This is a genomic window from Streptomyces tibetensis (assembly GCF_040647715.1).
GTDB lineage: Bacteria > Actinomycetota > Actinomycetes > Streptomycetales > Streptomycetaceae > Streptomyces > Streptomyces tibetensis_A.
In genome coordinates this window covers 70,870-86,223 of record NZ_JBEZCR010000010.1, presented here as the reverse complement: position 1 = coordinate 86,223, position 15,354 = coordinate 70,870, and the positions used below count along the sequence as shown (strand labels likewise).

Here is a 15,354-nt window from a genome sequence, read left to right as displayed (position 1 = left end):
ACCCCGGGTTTTCCCCGCCTGACCGCCCAGGATGCCAGTCGCGAAGAGCAGGTTTGTCCGATCGTCGGAGAAGGCCCGAGCCGGAACACTTTCGAGTGACTTCAACGCCCGCTGGAGGTCTCCGGCATGTCAGAGACATACGTCCTGCCCACCTTGGTGAAGGGACCATTCCCCCTGCCCGAGCGGTGGCTCGTGGTGAACGTCGGCTGGCTGGCCGTCATCTTCCGCAACGGGGTGCCCTGCCGGGTGTGCGGCCCCGGCCGGCACAGCACGGTGACCGGCCTGTTCACCGGCCGCAGGCTGCCCGCGACCGGCGAGTTGTCCGTGCTGCTCTTCGACAACGCGCCGCAGACCGTGGAGATGTCGGCCGACGCCGTACGGCTGGCGGACGCGCGCAAGGTCGGGGTGAGCGCGGTCGCGGTGGTGCAGCCCCGCTGGAGCGCCGACCCCGAGTCCCTGCTGGACGTCGTGGCCCGTTACGGCGTGCTCAGTTCCCGGTACGGCGAGGCGGCCGGGGTCCGGCTGGAGGCCGACTTCCGCGCGTGGGCGCGCAGACTGCTGCGTGAGCGCGGCCACGACGACGTCTATCTCGCGTTGGACAGCCGCAGCATCCTGGCCGGCCCGCCCGGCGCGTCCACCGGGCCCGGCGGGGGCCTGCTGGTAGTGGAGCAGTTCGTCGATGTGGACGTCACGCCCGACCCGACGGTGATCGCTATTGAGCGGGTCCACGACGAGCGAGAGATCGACGCCGCCAAAGAGCAGGCCAACGTCGCGCTCGAGCCGCTGCGTGCCCTCCTGGTCGATCTCAGGCAGCAGTATGCCGACCAGACCGAGCGCGCGCACAGCATCCGCCAGGCCGAGCTGGATGTGGACGTGGCCGCCGTGTACGACGTGATTCCCCTGTTCATGCGGGACCCGGAGGCCGCAGGCGAGGTGGTCAAAGCGCGCTGGGAGACGCTGACCCAGCTGCTGGGCGAGTACGCCGACACACTGCCCTTCGCAGCCGAGGAGCTCAAGGTCACACCGACCCAACTGCTGCGGAGTCTGGCGCAGGGACGCGTGCCCCAACCGGGCCGCGACAGCGAGGGGTCCTCCCTCGACGACATCGGACAACTGGACGAAAGGAGGCGCTCCGCATGAGCGCGGGATCTCGCCGGCAACAGGAGCAGCATCGGGACGACGAGCACGGCCGACGCGACGGCAACGCCCCGGCACCGCCGAACGCACAAGGCGGTGGACCGCGCAGCGGGGACGTCCGCCGGGGGAACGGCCACCGTCCGAGGGAAGATCACCTCGTCGACGCACCCGATCACCGCAGGCATGACCGGTTCTTCGGCCCGGCGCAGCAGGATCAGGGACAGCCGGGGGCGGGCCGGCCGCGCACGGGGGAGGGCTCCGGGCAGGCCCAGGGCGGGGTACCGGCCCGGGAACGCCAAGGGGGCAGCGCCCGCCCCGGGCCGGGTGCCGAGCCGCCCACCGGGCCGCGGGAGCGGCGGCCGCGGGGTGAGGAGCACCCGGACGGTGGCGGCGCCCAGCCCACGCCCTCCACCGAACGCCCGGCCCCGGCCACCGAACGCCCGGCCCCTACCAGGGAACAACCTCAGGGAAACGGCGAACGGCAGGCTCCCGGACATCCCGGCGGGGCGTCGCGAGAGGGAGGCGGAGAGCTCTTGCGGCCGCGCCAGTTCGTCGACGGCTGGTCCATCGGCCCCCGCGAGCGGTGGGAAGAGCGGCACGGCGGAGGGCACCGCACTGAGCCGGGCGAGGGACACCCCCGTCCCACGGGCGCCCGCCCTCCGCAGACCGGCGACGGGGGAACCACCGCACCGCAAGGCCATCCGCCCCGCCAGAAGGGGTCGTTGGAGGCGGAGGACGGGCAGCGCGTGTCCGATCCGTACGAGCGTCATCACTCGTGGGGCCACGACCGCACCGGCGGCCTGAAGCAGACGGACCAGCAGCTCCACAGCGGCCAGGGACAGACGTCGGTGCCCCGGACCGACTTCCACACCCATCTCAACGAGCAGGACAGGTCGTCGAGCAACACCCACGACAACAAGTCCTCCTCGGAGCTCGGGACCGGGGGGTACCGCCCATGAGCAGGAACTCCGGCGACCTGAACGAACTGCGCGACATCATCATGCGGGCGCAGACCAGGCAGGACCCGTACCCGAACGATCCGTCGGCGCGGATCACCGTGGGGCGGGACGGCACGATCTACCGGGGGGACTCGGCGGAGGACGAACCGGTCTCCCGAGTGCACCACGGCACCTTCGCCGCCTCGAGGGCCGATCAGCGGCGGCTGGCGGCGGACCGGCAGTTCGCGCGGACCCACATGCCGGAGGGCACCGTGTACGTCGACGAGCCGGACGTGCGCGGCTGGGCGTACTCGATCACGACCGAACTCGACGAGCGCTACACGTTGTTCGCGTTCTTCGACGGGCGCGAGTACCGGGTGAAGCTGGTCGAGCCCCCGCTGGAGCAGCTCGTCCAGCGGAACGTGATCGATGCGCACGACGGCCATCTGTACGCGGACGGGACGATCTGCCTGTCCCCTACGCGCGGTGCGGGCCGGCCGACGCTCGAGGAGGCGTACTCCAAGTCCGTTCTGTGGGCGCTGGGCATGGGGTTCGTACGGGGCGGCCACCGGTTCCCGTTCGCGGCGGAAGGGCGGTGAGCGCCGTGATGAGGGTACGGGTCACCGATCACGCGCTTGCGGCGATCGTCGACCGGATCGGCGGGGTGCCGCCGGAAGCCGGCGGGGCGCTGCTCGGGCCGGCGGGCACCGATCTGGTCACGCATCTGGTGCCGGACGATGAGGCGGCCGTCACCAGCGTGCGGTACCGCACCAGCACCCGGCTGATCGAGGAGGTCGAGCGGATCCAGCGGGCCGGTGCGGCACGGTTCAAGGGCATCGTCCACTCGCATCCCGCAGAACTCCCGGAACCGTCCGAGCAGGACCACCGCGAGTTCGGCCGGTCACTCGCGCTGAACCCGCATCTCGGGCGGTACCTGGCGCCCGTGGTCACGCGGGACGACGGGCCACCGGCCCCGCACGAACTGGTCAGCCGTGGGACGCGGGTGTCGTGGTTCGGCGCGGTGGGCACGCCGGGCGGGGTCGAGGTGCTGCCGATGCGTCCGCTCGTGCTGCCGGTGTCGGCCTCGCTGGACCGGGCGGGAGCCCACGAGGTGGGCGAACCCGAGGTGCTGACCATGGACGGTGTCCCGGTGCTGGCCGTGCGGGCCCGCTTCGAGGCGCTGCCCTCAGTGTCGGCGGTGCTGTTCGGCGTGGACTTCCCGGCCACACCTCCGGTGCTGGTCACGCACGGCTCACCGCTCGCGTTGTCGTGGGATCCGGCGGCCGCGGCCGCCGACCGGCTCGCCCTGGCCGTGGCGGCGGCGAGGCCGCGGCGCCGTTCCCCGGCCTCCGCAGCGCGGCTGTGGGCGGCTTCGGCCGGGACGGCGCGTCCGCGGGCGCGCCGGGGCGGCCGCCGCACGCCCAGGCTGTTCGCGCGCAGCGCGGGGCTGGTCGCCCCCGAACTCGCGGGGCGGCACGTCGTGATGGCCGGCGCGGGGTCGGTCGGCGCGTACCTCGCCGAGTGCCTGGTTCGCTCGGGAGTCGGTGGGCTGACCCTGATCGACCCGGAGCGGGTGGCCCCCGAGAACCTCGGGCGCAGCCCGTACACGGTCCGCGACATCGGCCGGTCGAAGGTGTCGGCACTCGCCTCCCGGCTCGTCGCGGTGAACCCGGATCTGTCGGTGCGCACGCTGGGGCGTACCGTCCACGAGCTCGGCGCCCGCGGTCTGGCCGACGAACTGCGCGACAGTGATCTGCTGGTCGCGGCCACCGACGACAGCCGGGCCCAGCGCCGCCTGGACCACCTCGCGTACTGGACCGGCGTTCCGGCGGTCTTCCCCGGTCTGTACCGGGGCGCGGCCGGCGGTGAGGTGATCATGACCTATCCGGGGGCCGCGTGCTGGGGCTGTGCCACGGCGGGGGTACGGGAGCTGTCGGCGGGCACTGCCCTCGTACAGCCGGCCGATTACGGCACGGGCCGACTGGTCGCCGAACCCGGACTGGTCGTGGACATCCAGCACGTCTCGGCCGCGGCCGCCAAGATCGCGCTCGCCCTGCTGCACCCGTCCGACGGTGGGACCGGGCAGGCGCGCATCGCGCGGTTCCTGACCGTCGCCCGTGAGCGCGGCCAGTCCTACGTGGCGTTCGGCACCGAACCCGGCTACTGGCTGTTCGGGCACGTACTCGCCGAGGCCCCGGGCCAGCATGCCTTCCAGAGCGTCTGGATGACGGTGGAACGCAGGCCCGACTGCCCGGTGTGCGGTGCCGAGGACTCCAGGACCGACCCTTTGGCCGGGCCCGCCCAGGACGTGTCGCCCGGCAGGCTGCGCGACCTGATCAGGACAGGGGGACAATCATGAGCGCGGCACAGGAGACCACCGGCCCGGCCGGCGTTCCGGCGACGGCGCGCAGCGTCAGTCTGCCGGTCGTCCGGCTGCCGGCACAGGCCGCGGTTCCCTCGCCCGACCGTTCGTCGCGGACGGTGGATGATGTCCTGCGGCTCAGGCTGGCGGAGTTCCTGGCGGGCATGCGGCCCGGTGATCCCGTCGCCGTGCACGCTCGTGTCTGGCGTGATCCGGTGACGGGAGCGCGCATGGAGCTGCGGCTGACCGGGCAGCACGCGTCGGTGGCCGGCCATGTGGCCCGCTGCCGTGATCTGCTCGCCGGGCTCACCGACTTCGGGTCGGCCGACGGCGGGCCGGCGGGCGCCGAGGGTGCGCTGACGTGGCGGTTGAGCGCCGGGCCCGCCGGGCGGCTGTCGGGCCGGAGCATCGCGTGCTGGCCGCCCGCCGGGTTGCGGTGGGCCGCGCTGCTGGACGCCGTCGAACGCTCCGCCGGAGCGTGCGGCGTACGGGTGGCGCTGGTACCGCTCGCGCCGCCGCGGACGGTCGTGCCGGTGCTGCGCCGCGTGGTCCGGCGCGTCGACGGACGGGCGACGGCCCCGGAACGGGACCAGGCGGCGGGCGGCCTGGTGGACGCGTCAGGTCCGACGGCCTCGCTGGAGGCTCTGGACCAGGCTCTGGTGGCCTTCCACGCGACCGTGACGGTCACGGCGGACGGGCCCGCCGTCGCGGCGGAGCTCGCGGCCGCGCTCGCCGCGCCCGGCCTGTCCCCCGAACCCGTCGCGGAGCTGCCCCGACCGAGCACGCTGGAACTGGTCCGGAACGGCACGATCGTGCCCCCGCAGACCGCGGCCGGCCTGCTGCCTCTCACCGCGTTGCCCAGGGAGGCGGTCACCCGCCTGGAGCGGCGTCCCGCGATCGTCTCCCGTTACGCCCCGCAGGCGGACGGGGCCGGGGTCCGGCTGGGCCGGTCGGCCGGCGGCCGGCCGTACCGGCTGCGGATGCCGGACCTCAATCAGCATCTGCTCGTCACCGGACTCGTCGGGTTCGGCAAGACGACCACCGTGATGACGCTGCTGCGGCGCATGTGGCGCGAGCACGCGGTCCCGTACCTGGTCGTCGACCCGGAGAAGACCGACTACCTCCCGATGGGTGCCCATGCCCTGAGGCTCGGTCACGACGGGACGCAGATCAACCCGCTGGCGGTCCCCGAGGGCGTGGACAGGGCCGCGTTCGCCGACACCGTGGCCGAATGCCTCGACGCGGCCACGGGGTTGTCGGCGTCCTGGCCGCTCGCCGCGGCGGCCCTGCGCAACGCTGTCACCGATCTCTACCAGGACGACGCCCCGCCCACCGTGGCCCAGCTCTACCGGGCGGTCCTGGAACAGGTCTGTGCGTACGGGGGCACCGGGGAACAGGCCGCCAATCTGCGGGCCTCGCTCGGGCAGCGGGTGCAGAGTCTGCTGGCGGGCGCGGGCGGTGACGCCCTGGCCGGTGGCCCGGACGCCGGGCTGGACTGGGGACGGCTGCTGGCCGAGCCCTCGGTGATCACACTGGCCGACTTCGGGGACCGGGCGGCCCGGCAACTGGCCTTCGGCCTGCTGCTGGCCGGTCTCGTGGCCTACCGGCGGGCCCATCCGCTCCCCGGCTTCGGACATCTGACCGTCCTGGAGGAAGCGCACCTGCTGCTAGGCGGTGGGGGCAGCCCCGCCCAGAACGAGTTCCGGATGTCGGCCGCCGCGGAGGCGACCGCGACGGCGATCGCAACACAGCGTTCCTACGGGCAGGGGTTCGTCCTGGTGACGCAGGACCCGAAACAGCTCCCGGACACGGTGACCGGCCTGTTTCCCAATCTGCTCACCCACCGGCTGCGCGAGGCGCCGGGCCCCGGAGCGATCGGCGAGGTGGCCGAGCAGGTGCCGTTGCTCGGCCGGGGCGAGGCCTTCGTCGTGTCGGCGGGCGGCCACCCGGCTCCGGTGTGGGTGTCGGTGACCCCGGAACCCCCTGCCCCGGTCGACGAGGTGCGGCGGTCCGCGGCCGGGCCCGCGCTGGGCGGGCAGCCCGGGCCGGCCGAGCGGATCTGGTGCCAGGCCTGTCCTCGGCCGTGCGCGGCCCGGCACTGGCTCAGGCTGGTACCGGACGTCGAGCACGAGCTGGCGGGCGTCGCCCAGGAAGCGCAGGCGGTAGCCGCTCTGCGAGCGTTGGGCGACCGCGTGCCCCGCGACGGCATGCGGTTCGACTCCGAGGAACTGCACACCGGGTTCTACTGCGTCATCGCCCGGGCGCTGACCCGGGTGCGGGCGGCCGACCGGCGCGGGGCCGCCGCGGCCGTACGGGAAGCGCGCCTGATCGCCGACCGGGTCGCTGCCGACACACGACGAGGGGCGGAGCAGGCACATGGCGGCCAATGAGGACCTGGAGAGGATCCGCGAAGCGATCACCGGCCGGCCCGGGCCCGCTCCCTTCACGGGCGGCGCGCAGTCGTTCCCCGGAACGGGAAAGACGGGGAAGCCCGCGGGAAAGGGCAAGAAGAAGTGCGGCCCCGCGCCGCTGCCGCCGGGACCGGCGGCAGCTCCGCCCCCGGCCCCGCGCCGCGAGGAGAGCGGTGGCGGGAGCGGCATCCTCGGCGGGATCGCGTTCCTGGTGGCCGCGGCGTTCGTGATCAACGGGTGGATCAACTCCGGCGGCCTGCCGGACTTCGGCTCCGCCACACCGCCATGGTCGTCGGGTTCCTCGGCCGGATCCGGTTCGTACCCGGACACAGTCCCGGAGAACGACACCTACTCCGCCCCCGAGGAGCTGACGGTCAGTCCCAGGAGCGGCTCGGCCCACACGACCGTCACCGTCACCGGATCCGGGTTCGTCCGTGACGGCCTGGTGAAGCTGACGTTCCACGCCACCGCCATGGGCGAGGCCCGCACCGACGGCGACGGTGACTTCACGGCACGGATGCGACTGCCCTCCCCCGACTTCTACGGCCGCTTCCCCGGCCAGACCTTCTCCATCAGCACCACTGAGCACACCCGGGACGGGACCTACCAGGGCAACGGTCCCGGCGTCGGGTTCCACATCAACTGACTCACGGACCACCAGGAGGTCCTTTTGTCGGTCGGCATCAGGCGGTTCCTTACACTGGCCACGGCAGCCATGCTCGTCGTCCTGTGCTGCGCGGCACCCGACGCGGCGGCCGGGCCGGGCGAGTTCGACAACTGCACCGCTCCGGTCCCGGACGAGACATGTCTGTTGCTCACTCTGAAACCGGCGGAGACGATCTGCGGGGAGGCGGCGGCGTCTCCGGCGACCCGCCGCCCCGGGAACTCCCTCCGGCTGTCCGAACCACGCCGTTCCGGTTCACCAGGTCCGACAACACCTCCTTTCAATCCCGGCAACCGCACTTCGGTGACGGCGTTCTGCGGGTTCTGGGGTCTGGGCCGGGACGGCTGGATCCAGTTCGACCATCTGCCGGTTCGGCGCGCCTGGACAAGCGGCCGTCAGCGCACGGGCACCGCCACGTACTGGTACTCCAGGAACTCGTCGATGCCGACGCGGCCGCCTTCGCGGCCGAGGCCGGACTGCTTGACTCCGCCGAAGGGTGCGGCGGGGTTGGAGACGAGGCCGGTGTTCAGGCCCACCATGCCGACCTCCAGGCCTTCACTGACGCGCAGCCCTCGATCCAGCCCCTGGGTGAAGACGTAGCCGACGAGGCCCCACGGCGTGTCGTTGGCGCGGCGCAGCACCTCGTCCTCGTCGTCGAAAGTGAGGATCGCGGCGACCGGCCCGAAGATCTCCGTGTCCATCAGACGGCTGCCGGGGTCGACGCCGGCCAGCACGGTCGGCGGGTAGAAGTGGCCGGGCCCTTCCGGCGGGCGGCCGCCGACGAGCACCTGGGCGCCGCGCTCCACCGCGTCGGCGACGAGGTCCACGACCTTGGCGCGTCCGGCGGCGTCGATCAGCGGGCCGACGTCGACGCCGTTCCGGGTGCCGGGCCCCACCACGAGGGCGCCCATCCGCTCGGCGAGCCGCCGCCCGAACTCCTCGGCCACCGACCGGTGCACGAAGAACCGGTTCGCCGCCGTGCAGGCCTCGCCCATGTTCCGCATCTTGGCGATCATCGCGCCGTCCACGGCCACGTCCAGGTCTGCGTCGTCGAAGACGATGAAGGGCGCGTTGCCGCCCAGTTCCATCGACGTGCGCACGACGGTGTCGGCGCACTGCGCGAGCAGCAGCCGTCCGACGGCGGTGGAACCGGTGAAGGACAGTTTGCGGATCCGGCCGCCGCGCAGCAGCGGCTCGCAGACCTCGCCGGCCCGAGAAGTGGTGACGACGTTCAGCACACCGTCCGGCAGACCTGCCTCCTTCAGGATCCCGGCCAGCGCGAGGCTGGTCAGCGGCGTCTGCGGGGCGGGCTTGAGGACCATGGTGCAGCCCGCCGCGATCGCCGGGCCGATCTTGCGGGTGCCCATGGCCAGCGGGAAGTTCCACGGCGTGATCAGCAGGCAGGGGCCGACCGGGCGGCGGGAGAGCAGCATGCGGTTGCGGCCGTCGGGCAGGGTGCCGTAGCCACCGTCGACACGGACGGCCTCTTCGGAGAACCAGCGGAAGAACTCGGCGGCGTACGCCACCTCGCCCCTGGCCTCGGCGAGCGGCTTGCCCATCTCGGACGTCATCAGGTGGGCGAGCTCGTCGGTGCGCTCCAGGACGATCTCGTAGGCACGGCGCAGGATCTCGCTGCGCGCCCGGGGTGCCGTACGGGCCCAGTCCTGCTGGGCCTGGACGGCGGCCTCCTCCGCGAGCCGGGCGTCCTTGGGGCCGGCGTCGGCGACGTGGCAGATGAGCTCACCGGTCGCGGGATCGTCGACGGGCATGGTGGCACCATCCGCGGCGTCCACCCAGGCACCGCCGATGAACAGCTGGTTCAGGACCTCGGTCATGTCGTCTCTCCTGGCTGGTCGGCGGCGGGGTCGAGGAGTTCGGCGAGGTGCAGGGCGCGGATGCCCCGGTCACCGGCGAGGTGGTCGATCTGGGTGGCGCAGCTGAAGCCGTCGGCGACGACGGGCCGTCCGTCGAGACGGGGCTCCAGCGCCAGGCCGGCGACGGCGATGGAGGTGTCGTAGTGCTCCGCCTCGAAGCCGAAGTTGCCGGCGAGTCCACAGCAGCCCTCCGCCTCGTCGACCTCGCGTACGCCCAGGCGGCGCAGGAGGTCGGCGGGACGGCGGCCGGTGAAGGTGGCGTACTCGTGGCAGTGGGTCTGCAGCACGATGTCCTCCGGCAGGGGCGGAGGGCTCCAGCCCTGGCCGGCCAGGTCGGTGAGCGCGCCGGTGAAGGTGTGGACGCGATCCGCGACACGCTGGGCTTCCGCTGTGCCGAGAAGTTCGGGGACGTCGCGTTTGAGGGCGGCGGCGCAGCTGGGTTCGGCCACGATGATGGGCCGGTCGTCGCCGTTGTCGAGAGCGGTCACGGTGCGGGTCATGATGGTGCGGGCCGTGTCCAGTTGGCCGGTGCTGACCCACGTGAGACCGCAGCACAGGCCGTCACGGGGGGTGCAGGGGATTCCGGCGTCGGCGAGGACGCGGCTCGCCGCTCCGGCTACCTGAGGGCGGAAGGCTCGGGTGAAGCTGTCCACGAAGAGCAGGGCCTTGGCCGGTTCCGTGGTCTTCGCCGCCTGGAGGGTCTTGCGTAGCTCACGGCGGGAGGCGAAGGCGGGGATCCTGCGCCGGGTGGTGACGCCGCCCAGACGGGCCAGGAGCTTGCCGAGCGGTCCGCGCAGCAGGGCGTTGACCGGCCGGGCGGCGTATCCGGCGAGCGCCGAACTCTTCGGCAGCCAGCCCAGGGAGTAGTGGGAGCGGGGGCGAAGGCGGCCACGGTAGTGCTGGTGGAGGAACTCGGCCTTGTAGGTGGCCATGTCAACACCCACCGGACAGTCACTGGAGCAGGCCTTGCAGGACAGGCACAGGTCGAGGGCATCGCGCACCTCGCTGGAGCGCCAGCCGTCTGTCACCGTCTCGCCGCGGACCATCTCCTGCAGCATGCGGGCCCGGCCGCGGGTCGAGTCGTTCTCCTCACCCGTGGCCCGGTAGCTGGGGCACATCACCCCGCCCGCATGGCTGCGGCAGCGGCCCACCCCCACGCAGCGGCGCACCGCACCGGCGAAACCGTCCTCGTCATGGGGGAAGCCGGACGTCGTCTCCAGCAGGGGAAGTTCGCGCAGCGCCAGGTCGGCGTCGAGCGGGGCCGGATCGACGATGACGCCGGGGTTGAGCAGCCCGTCGGGGTCGAACACCCGCTTGAAGGCGGCGAACGCGGCGATCATACGGTGGCTGTACATCACCTCCAGCAGTTCACTGCGGGCCCGCCCGTCACCGTGCTCACCCGACAGCGTGCCGCCGTGCTCCACGACCAGCGCGGCGGCCTCCGCGAGGAAACGCCGCATGACCTGCCGACCGTCATCGGTGGTCATGTCGAAGTCGATCCGCACATGCACACAGCCCGCGCCGAAGTGCCCGTACAGCACACCGGTCAGCCCGTGGGAGTCGAGCAGCTTGCGGAACCCGCGCAGGTAGGCGGCCAGGTCATCCGGCGCGACGGCCGCGTCCTCCCAGCCCGGCCAGGACTCCCCGCCGTCCACCAGCCGGGCGGCCAGCCCGGCCCCGTCCTCCCGCACCCGCCACAACGACCGCCGCTCCGCCGGGCTCTCCACCACGCGGCCACCGGTCAGCCGGCCCAGGGCCTTCAGCGCCTCCAGCAGCTCGACGGCGCGGGCGTTCACCTCGGCCTGGTCGTCGCCTTCGAGCTCCACGTACAGCCAGGCCCGGCCCTCGGGCAGGCCGGTGACCGAATCCGGTCCGCGGCGGGCGCGCATGGTCGCGACGATCGCCTCGTCCATGCCCTCCACCGCGCTCGGCGCGAAACGCAGGATCTGCGGCACGTCCTCGGCCGCGGCCACCACGTCGTCGTAGCCGAGCGTGAGGAGGGTGGATGCCTGTGCGGTCGCCACCAGGCGGACCGTCGCTGCGGTGACGACCGCACAGGTGCCCTCGCTGCCCACCAGGGCGCGGGCCGGATCGAAGCCGTTCTCCGGCAGCAGATGCTGCAGCTGATAACCCGAGACCTGGCGCGGAATACGCCCCAGCTCGGTCCGGATCGGTGCCAGATTCTCCTCGACCAGACGCCGGACTTCGGAATCGAGCCGGGCGACGCGCCGCACAGCCTCCGCGTCGCCCTGCTCGGCGGCACGCAGCCCGGTATGGTCGGCCACGGCCCGCACGCCGTCGGCCGTCACGATCTCCAGCGCCACCACATGCCCACCGGTTCGCCCGTCACGCACCGACCGGTTCCCGCACGCGTCGTTGCCGATCATTCCGCCGAGCGTGCAGCGGCTGTGCGAGGACGGGTCCGGACCGAAGTCGAGCCCGTGCAGCGCGGTTGCACCGCGCAGCGCATCCAGCACCACCCCCGCCTCGACCCGCGCGGTACGCGCCACGGGATCGATGTCCAGGATCCGGTTCATGTACCGGGAGAAATCCAGCACCACACCCGCCCCGACGGCGTTGCCCGCCATGCTGGTGCCGCCGCCACGGGCCGTGACCGGCACACCCGCCTCACGGCAGGCCCGCAGCACCGCGACCACATCCTCGGCGCTGCGTGGGAAGGCCACCGCCCGCGGCGGCACACGGTAGTTGGAGGCGTCGTAGGCGTAGGGACCGGTGGCCTCCGGTCCGGTCTCCACCCGCAGACCGGGCGCCAGCTCGGCGAGACGGGCCGTGAGACCCGCCAGGTCGCGGGTGGCGGTGCTCATCGGTGCGACGCTCCCGAGGTTCCGGCCTCGACGGCGTTCGCCCAGGCCCGGAGGCCCTCGTCGACGCCCGCCTCGTCGATCACGAGCGCCGGGATCATACGGACGACCTGGTTCCAGGCGCCGCACAGCAACAGGAGCAGGCCCTCGTCGACGGCGGCCCGCTGGACGCGGGCGGCGGTCTCCGGGTCGGCGCTGCCGTCCTCGGTGACGAACTCGGTGGCGAGCATGAGGCCCAGGCCGCGGACGTCGCCGATGCCGGGGGTCCGGTCGGCCACGGCCTCCAGGCCCTGGCGGAGCCGCTTGCCCATCGCCTCGGCGTTCTCAACGAGCCTTTCGTTCCGTACGACGTCCAGGGTCGCGCAGGCGGCGGCGCAGGCGACGGCGTTGGCGCCGTACGTGCCGCCCTGCGAGCCGGGCCAGGCCTTCGTCATCAGTTCCTCGGAGGCGGCGATGCCGGAGAGGGGGAAGCCGCTGGCGAGACCCTTGGCGGTGACCAGGATGTCGGGGGTGACGCCGAAGTGGTCGTGGCCCCAGAAGCGGCCAGTGCGGCCGACACCGGTCTGCACCTCGTCGAGGATCAGCAGGAAGCCGTGCCGGTCGGCCCGCTCCCGCAGGCCTTCCAGGAAGGCGCGGTTGGCGGGGACGTAGCCGCCCTCGCCGAGGACCGGCTCGACGATGATCGCGGCCGTGTCGGCGGGCGACGAGATCGTCTGGAGGGTGTAGTCGAGTTCCTTCAGCGCGAAGCGGGTGGCGGTCTCCTCGTCCCAGCCGTACCGGAAGGCCGTCGGGAACGGGGTGACGACCACGCCGCTCATCAGCGGCGAGAACCCGGACCGGAAACGGATGCCGGAGGTGGTCATGGAGGCCGCGGCGACGGTACGGCCGTGGAAGCCGCCGTGGCAGACCAGGACGTTGGGCCTGCCGGTGGCCTGGCGGGCCAGCCGCAGGGCCGACTCGACGGCCTCACTGCCGGAGTTGGTGAAGAACAGGCTGTCCAGACCGGCCGGCAGCACCTCGCCCAGCTTGTCGACGAGGCGGCGCAGCGGCTGGTGCATGACGGTCGTGTACTGGCCGTGGATCAGCGTGCCCACCTGCTCCCGGGCCGCCGCCACGACCTCGGGGTGGCAGTGCCCGGTGCTGGTGACGCCGATGCCGGCGGTGAAGTCGAGGTAGCGGCGGCCGTCCTCACCGTAGAGGTGGACGCCCTCGCCCCGGGCGGCCACGACGGGCGTGGCCTGGCGAAGGTGCGGCGACAGTGCGGTCATGGTCTCTCCCGGCCGTACGACGAGGTCCGATGGCTTGGCTCAGCTCCGGTACCGAGCATCCGAGCCGTCGCGGAACGGGACAACGCGTGATCTGTCCAGCCGGAGCCCGTTCTCCGGACGATGTGTCAACCGGCGAACCCCGCGGGCACCGCCCGCCCCTCCCGTGGACAGCTCTTGCGCAGGTCAGCGCCGCTTGTCAGAGTGACCGGGCACGCAGGGAGGCACCGTGAACGCTCACCCCCCGACGGCCGGTCCGGACGCCGCCCCGGCCGGCCGTGCGCCGACCCTCGCCGACGTCCTCGCCCTGCCGGTCCTGGCCGCCGGGCAGCCCCAGGTCGTCACGGGACTGGACCGGCTCGACCGGCCGGTGCGCTGGGTGCACATCACCGAGCTGACGGACCCCGCCTCCTTCCTCAAGGGCGGCGAGCTGGTCCTGACCACGGGCATGCCCCTGCCCGAGGACGCCGCGGGGGTCCGCCGGTACGTCGAGGAACTCACCGAGGTGGGGGCGGCCGCCCTGGTCATCGAGCTCGTACGGCGCTACCACCGGCCGCCCGACGCCCTCGTGCAGGCCTGCCGGGCCCGGGGACTCCCCCTGGTCACCCTGGCTCGCGACGTCAACTTCCTCGAGGTCACGCAGGTCGTGCACGCCCTGATTCTCGGCAACCAGGCCGACGCGATGCGCCGCACGCAGCGCATCCATGAGGCGTTCACCGCCCTGACGTTGCGCGGGGCGGGGCCGGAGGACGTGGTGCGCGCGGCGGCGGAGATGAGCGGCCGGACGGTCGTGCTGGAGAACCTGGTGCACCAGGCGCTGATCTGCGAGCCCTCGGGGAGCACGGTGGAGGAGGCGCTCGGGGACTGGGAGCGGCGCTCCCGGGCGACCGAGCCCGGTGACCACACCGAGGTGGGCGGCCCGGAGGGCTGGCTCACCGCGCCCGTCTCCTACCAGGGCGAACGCTGGGGGCGCCTGGCCATGCTGCCCGCCGACGGGGCGGTCTTCGGGCCGGAGCACCTCACCGTCCTGGAACGGACGGCGATGGCCCTGACCGTGGCCCGGCTCATCCATTCCACGCCGTGGGAGCACACGGCCCATCGCAACGCGCTGCGGGAGCTGGCGGAGCAGCGCCACCACTCCCCCGAGGACGTCCGTGCCCGCTGCGCCGCGCTGGGCCTGCCCACGGAGGCCGGTGTGTTCCTGGCGATCCTCGTGGACCCGGGGCCCGGCGGGCGGGGCACCGAGCCGGAGACGCGGCTGCACCGGGAGCTGAGGTCGGCCGGTGTCCCGGCCCTGGTCGGAGAGCTCTCCCCCGGGCGCCTCGGCGTCCTGCTGGCCTTGCGCCCGGCCCAGCCCTGGCGGCCCGTGGCCGAACGGCTGAGCCGCACGGCCCTGGCTCTGGCCCCGGCGACGATCGTCGGTGTCGGTTCGGAGGTGGCGGATCTCGCCGACACCGCACGCTCCTTCCGGGAGGCGGCCCGGGTCATAGAGGCCACCCCGCCCGGCCAGGCCCCGCCCGCGGACCGTTCCTTCCACGAGCTGCCGGACATCGACCTGCGCCGGCTGCTGTACGCGCTGCGCGAGGACACCAGGATCCAGGACTTCACCGAACGCCGGCTGGGCCGGCTCATCGACCACGACACCCGGCACGGCACCGACCTGCTGACGACCCTGGGCCACTACCTCGACGCGGCGGGCAACAAGACGACGGCGGCCCGTCGCGGCGGCCTGTCCAGGGAGACCATGTACCAGCGTCTGCGCGCCATCGAGCGCCTCCTCGACACCGACCTCGAATGCGGCGACCGCCGCACGGAACTCCACGTGGCGCTGACGGCGTTGCGAGTACTGCGTGCCGACCGGGGAGCGCACCCCCTGTAACG

At 73.1% G+C, this 15,354-nt stretch carries 10 protein-coding genes; 7 read left to right on the top strand and 3 right to left on the bottom strand.

What is annotated here, in order from left to right:
* Positions 1-126 precede the first annotated feature (126 nt).
* The 6 genes from AB0B29_RS25780 (at position 127) to AB0B29_RS25755 (ending at position 7,494) form a co-directional block, all read left to right on the top strand.
* Positions 127-1,140 (top strand): hypothetical protein, encoded by a 1,014-nt coding sequence (locus AB0B29_RS25780; RefSeq protein WP_362243858.1) that lies wholly within the window; start codon positions 127-129, stop codon positions 1,138-1,140.
* A 530-nt stretch (positions 1,141-1,670) separates the two neighbouring features.
* Complete coding sequence (locus AB0B29_RS25775) at positions 1,671-2,096, top strand: hypothetical protein (protein ID WP_362243857.1); 426 nt, start codon at positions 1,671-1,673, stop codon at positions 2,094-2,096.
* Complete coding sequence (locus AB0B29_RS25770) at positions 2,093-2,674, top strand: hypothetical protein (RefSeq protein WP_362243856.1); 582 nt, start codon at positions 2,093-2,095, stop codon at positions 2,672-2,674. The genes AB0B29_RS25775 and AB0B29_RS25770 overlap by 4 nt, the downstream gene beginning before the upstream one ends.
* A complete protein-coding gene (locus AB0B29_RS25765; protein WP_362243855.1) occupies positions 2,671-4,434 on the top strand; it encodes a ThiF family adenylyltransferase in 1,764 nt (587 codons plus the stop codon). Before AB0B29_RS25770 ends, AB0B29_RS25765 begins: the two co-directional genes overlap by 4 nt.
* The gene (locus tag AB0B29_RS25760) at positions 4,431-6,827 is read left to right on the top strand and encodes an ATP-binding protein (protein ID WP_362243854.1); all 2,397 of its coding nucleotides are present in this window, start codon (positions 4,431-4,433) and stop codon (positions 6,825-6,827) included. The genes AB0B29_RS25765 and AB0B29_RS25760 overlap by 4 nt, the downstream gene beginning before the upstream one ends.
* Positions 6,814-7,494: a hypothetical protein gene (locus tag AB0B29_RS25755; RefSeq protein WP_362243853.1), complete on the top strand. Its 681-nt coding sequence runs from the start codon at positions 6,814-6,816 to the stop codon at positions 7,492-7,494. The genes AB0B29_RS25760 and AB0B29_RS25755 overlap by 14 nt, the downstream gene beginning before the upstream one ends.
* A 413-nt stretch (positions 7,495-7,907) precedes the next feature.
* Here AB0B29_RS25755 and AB0B29_RS25750 read toward each other — a convergent pair whose 3' ends face one another.
* From AB0B29_RS25750 to AB0B29_RS25740, 3 genes are read right to left on the bottom strand one after another with little or no spacing between them, the layout of a single operon-like run.
* On the bottom strand, positions 7,908-9,347 hold the full coding sequence (locus tag AB0B29_RS25750; RefSeq protein WP_362243852.1) for an NAD-dependent succinate-semialdehyde dehydrogenase: 1,440 nt from the start codon (positions 9,345-9,347) through the stop codon (positions 7,908-7,910).
* A complete protein-coding gene (locus tag AB0B29_RS25745; protein ID WP_362243851.1) occupies positions 9,344-12,211 on the bottom strand; it encodes an FAD-binding and (Fe-S)-binding domain-containing protein in 2,868 nt (955 codons plus the stop codon). The genes AB0B29_RS25750 and AB0B29_RS25745 overlap by 4 nt, the downstream gene beginning before the upstream one ends.
* A complete protein-coding gene (locus tag AB0B29_RS25740) occupies positions 12,208-13,476 on the bottom strand; it encodes an aspartate aminotransferase family protein (protein WP_362243850.1) in 1,269 nt (422 codons plus the stop codon). Before AB0B29_RS25740 ends, AB0B29_RS25745 begins: the two co-directional genes overlap by 4 nt.
* Before the next feature lie 226 nt (positions 13,477-13,702).
* Here AB0B29_RS25740 and AB0B29_RS25735 point away from each other — a divergent pair, with 226 nt between their 5' ends.
* The gene (locus tag AB0B29_RS25735) at positions 13,703-15,352 is read left to right on the top strand and encodes a PucR family transcriptional regulator (RefSeq protein WP_362243849.1); all 1,650 of its coding nucleotides are present in this window, start codon (positions 13,703-13,705) and stop codon (positions 15,350-15,352) included.
* Positions 15,353-15,354 lie beyond the last annotated feature (2 nt).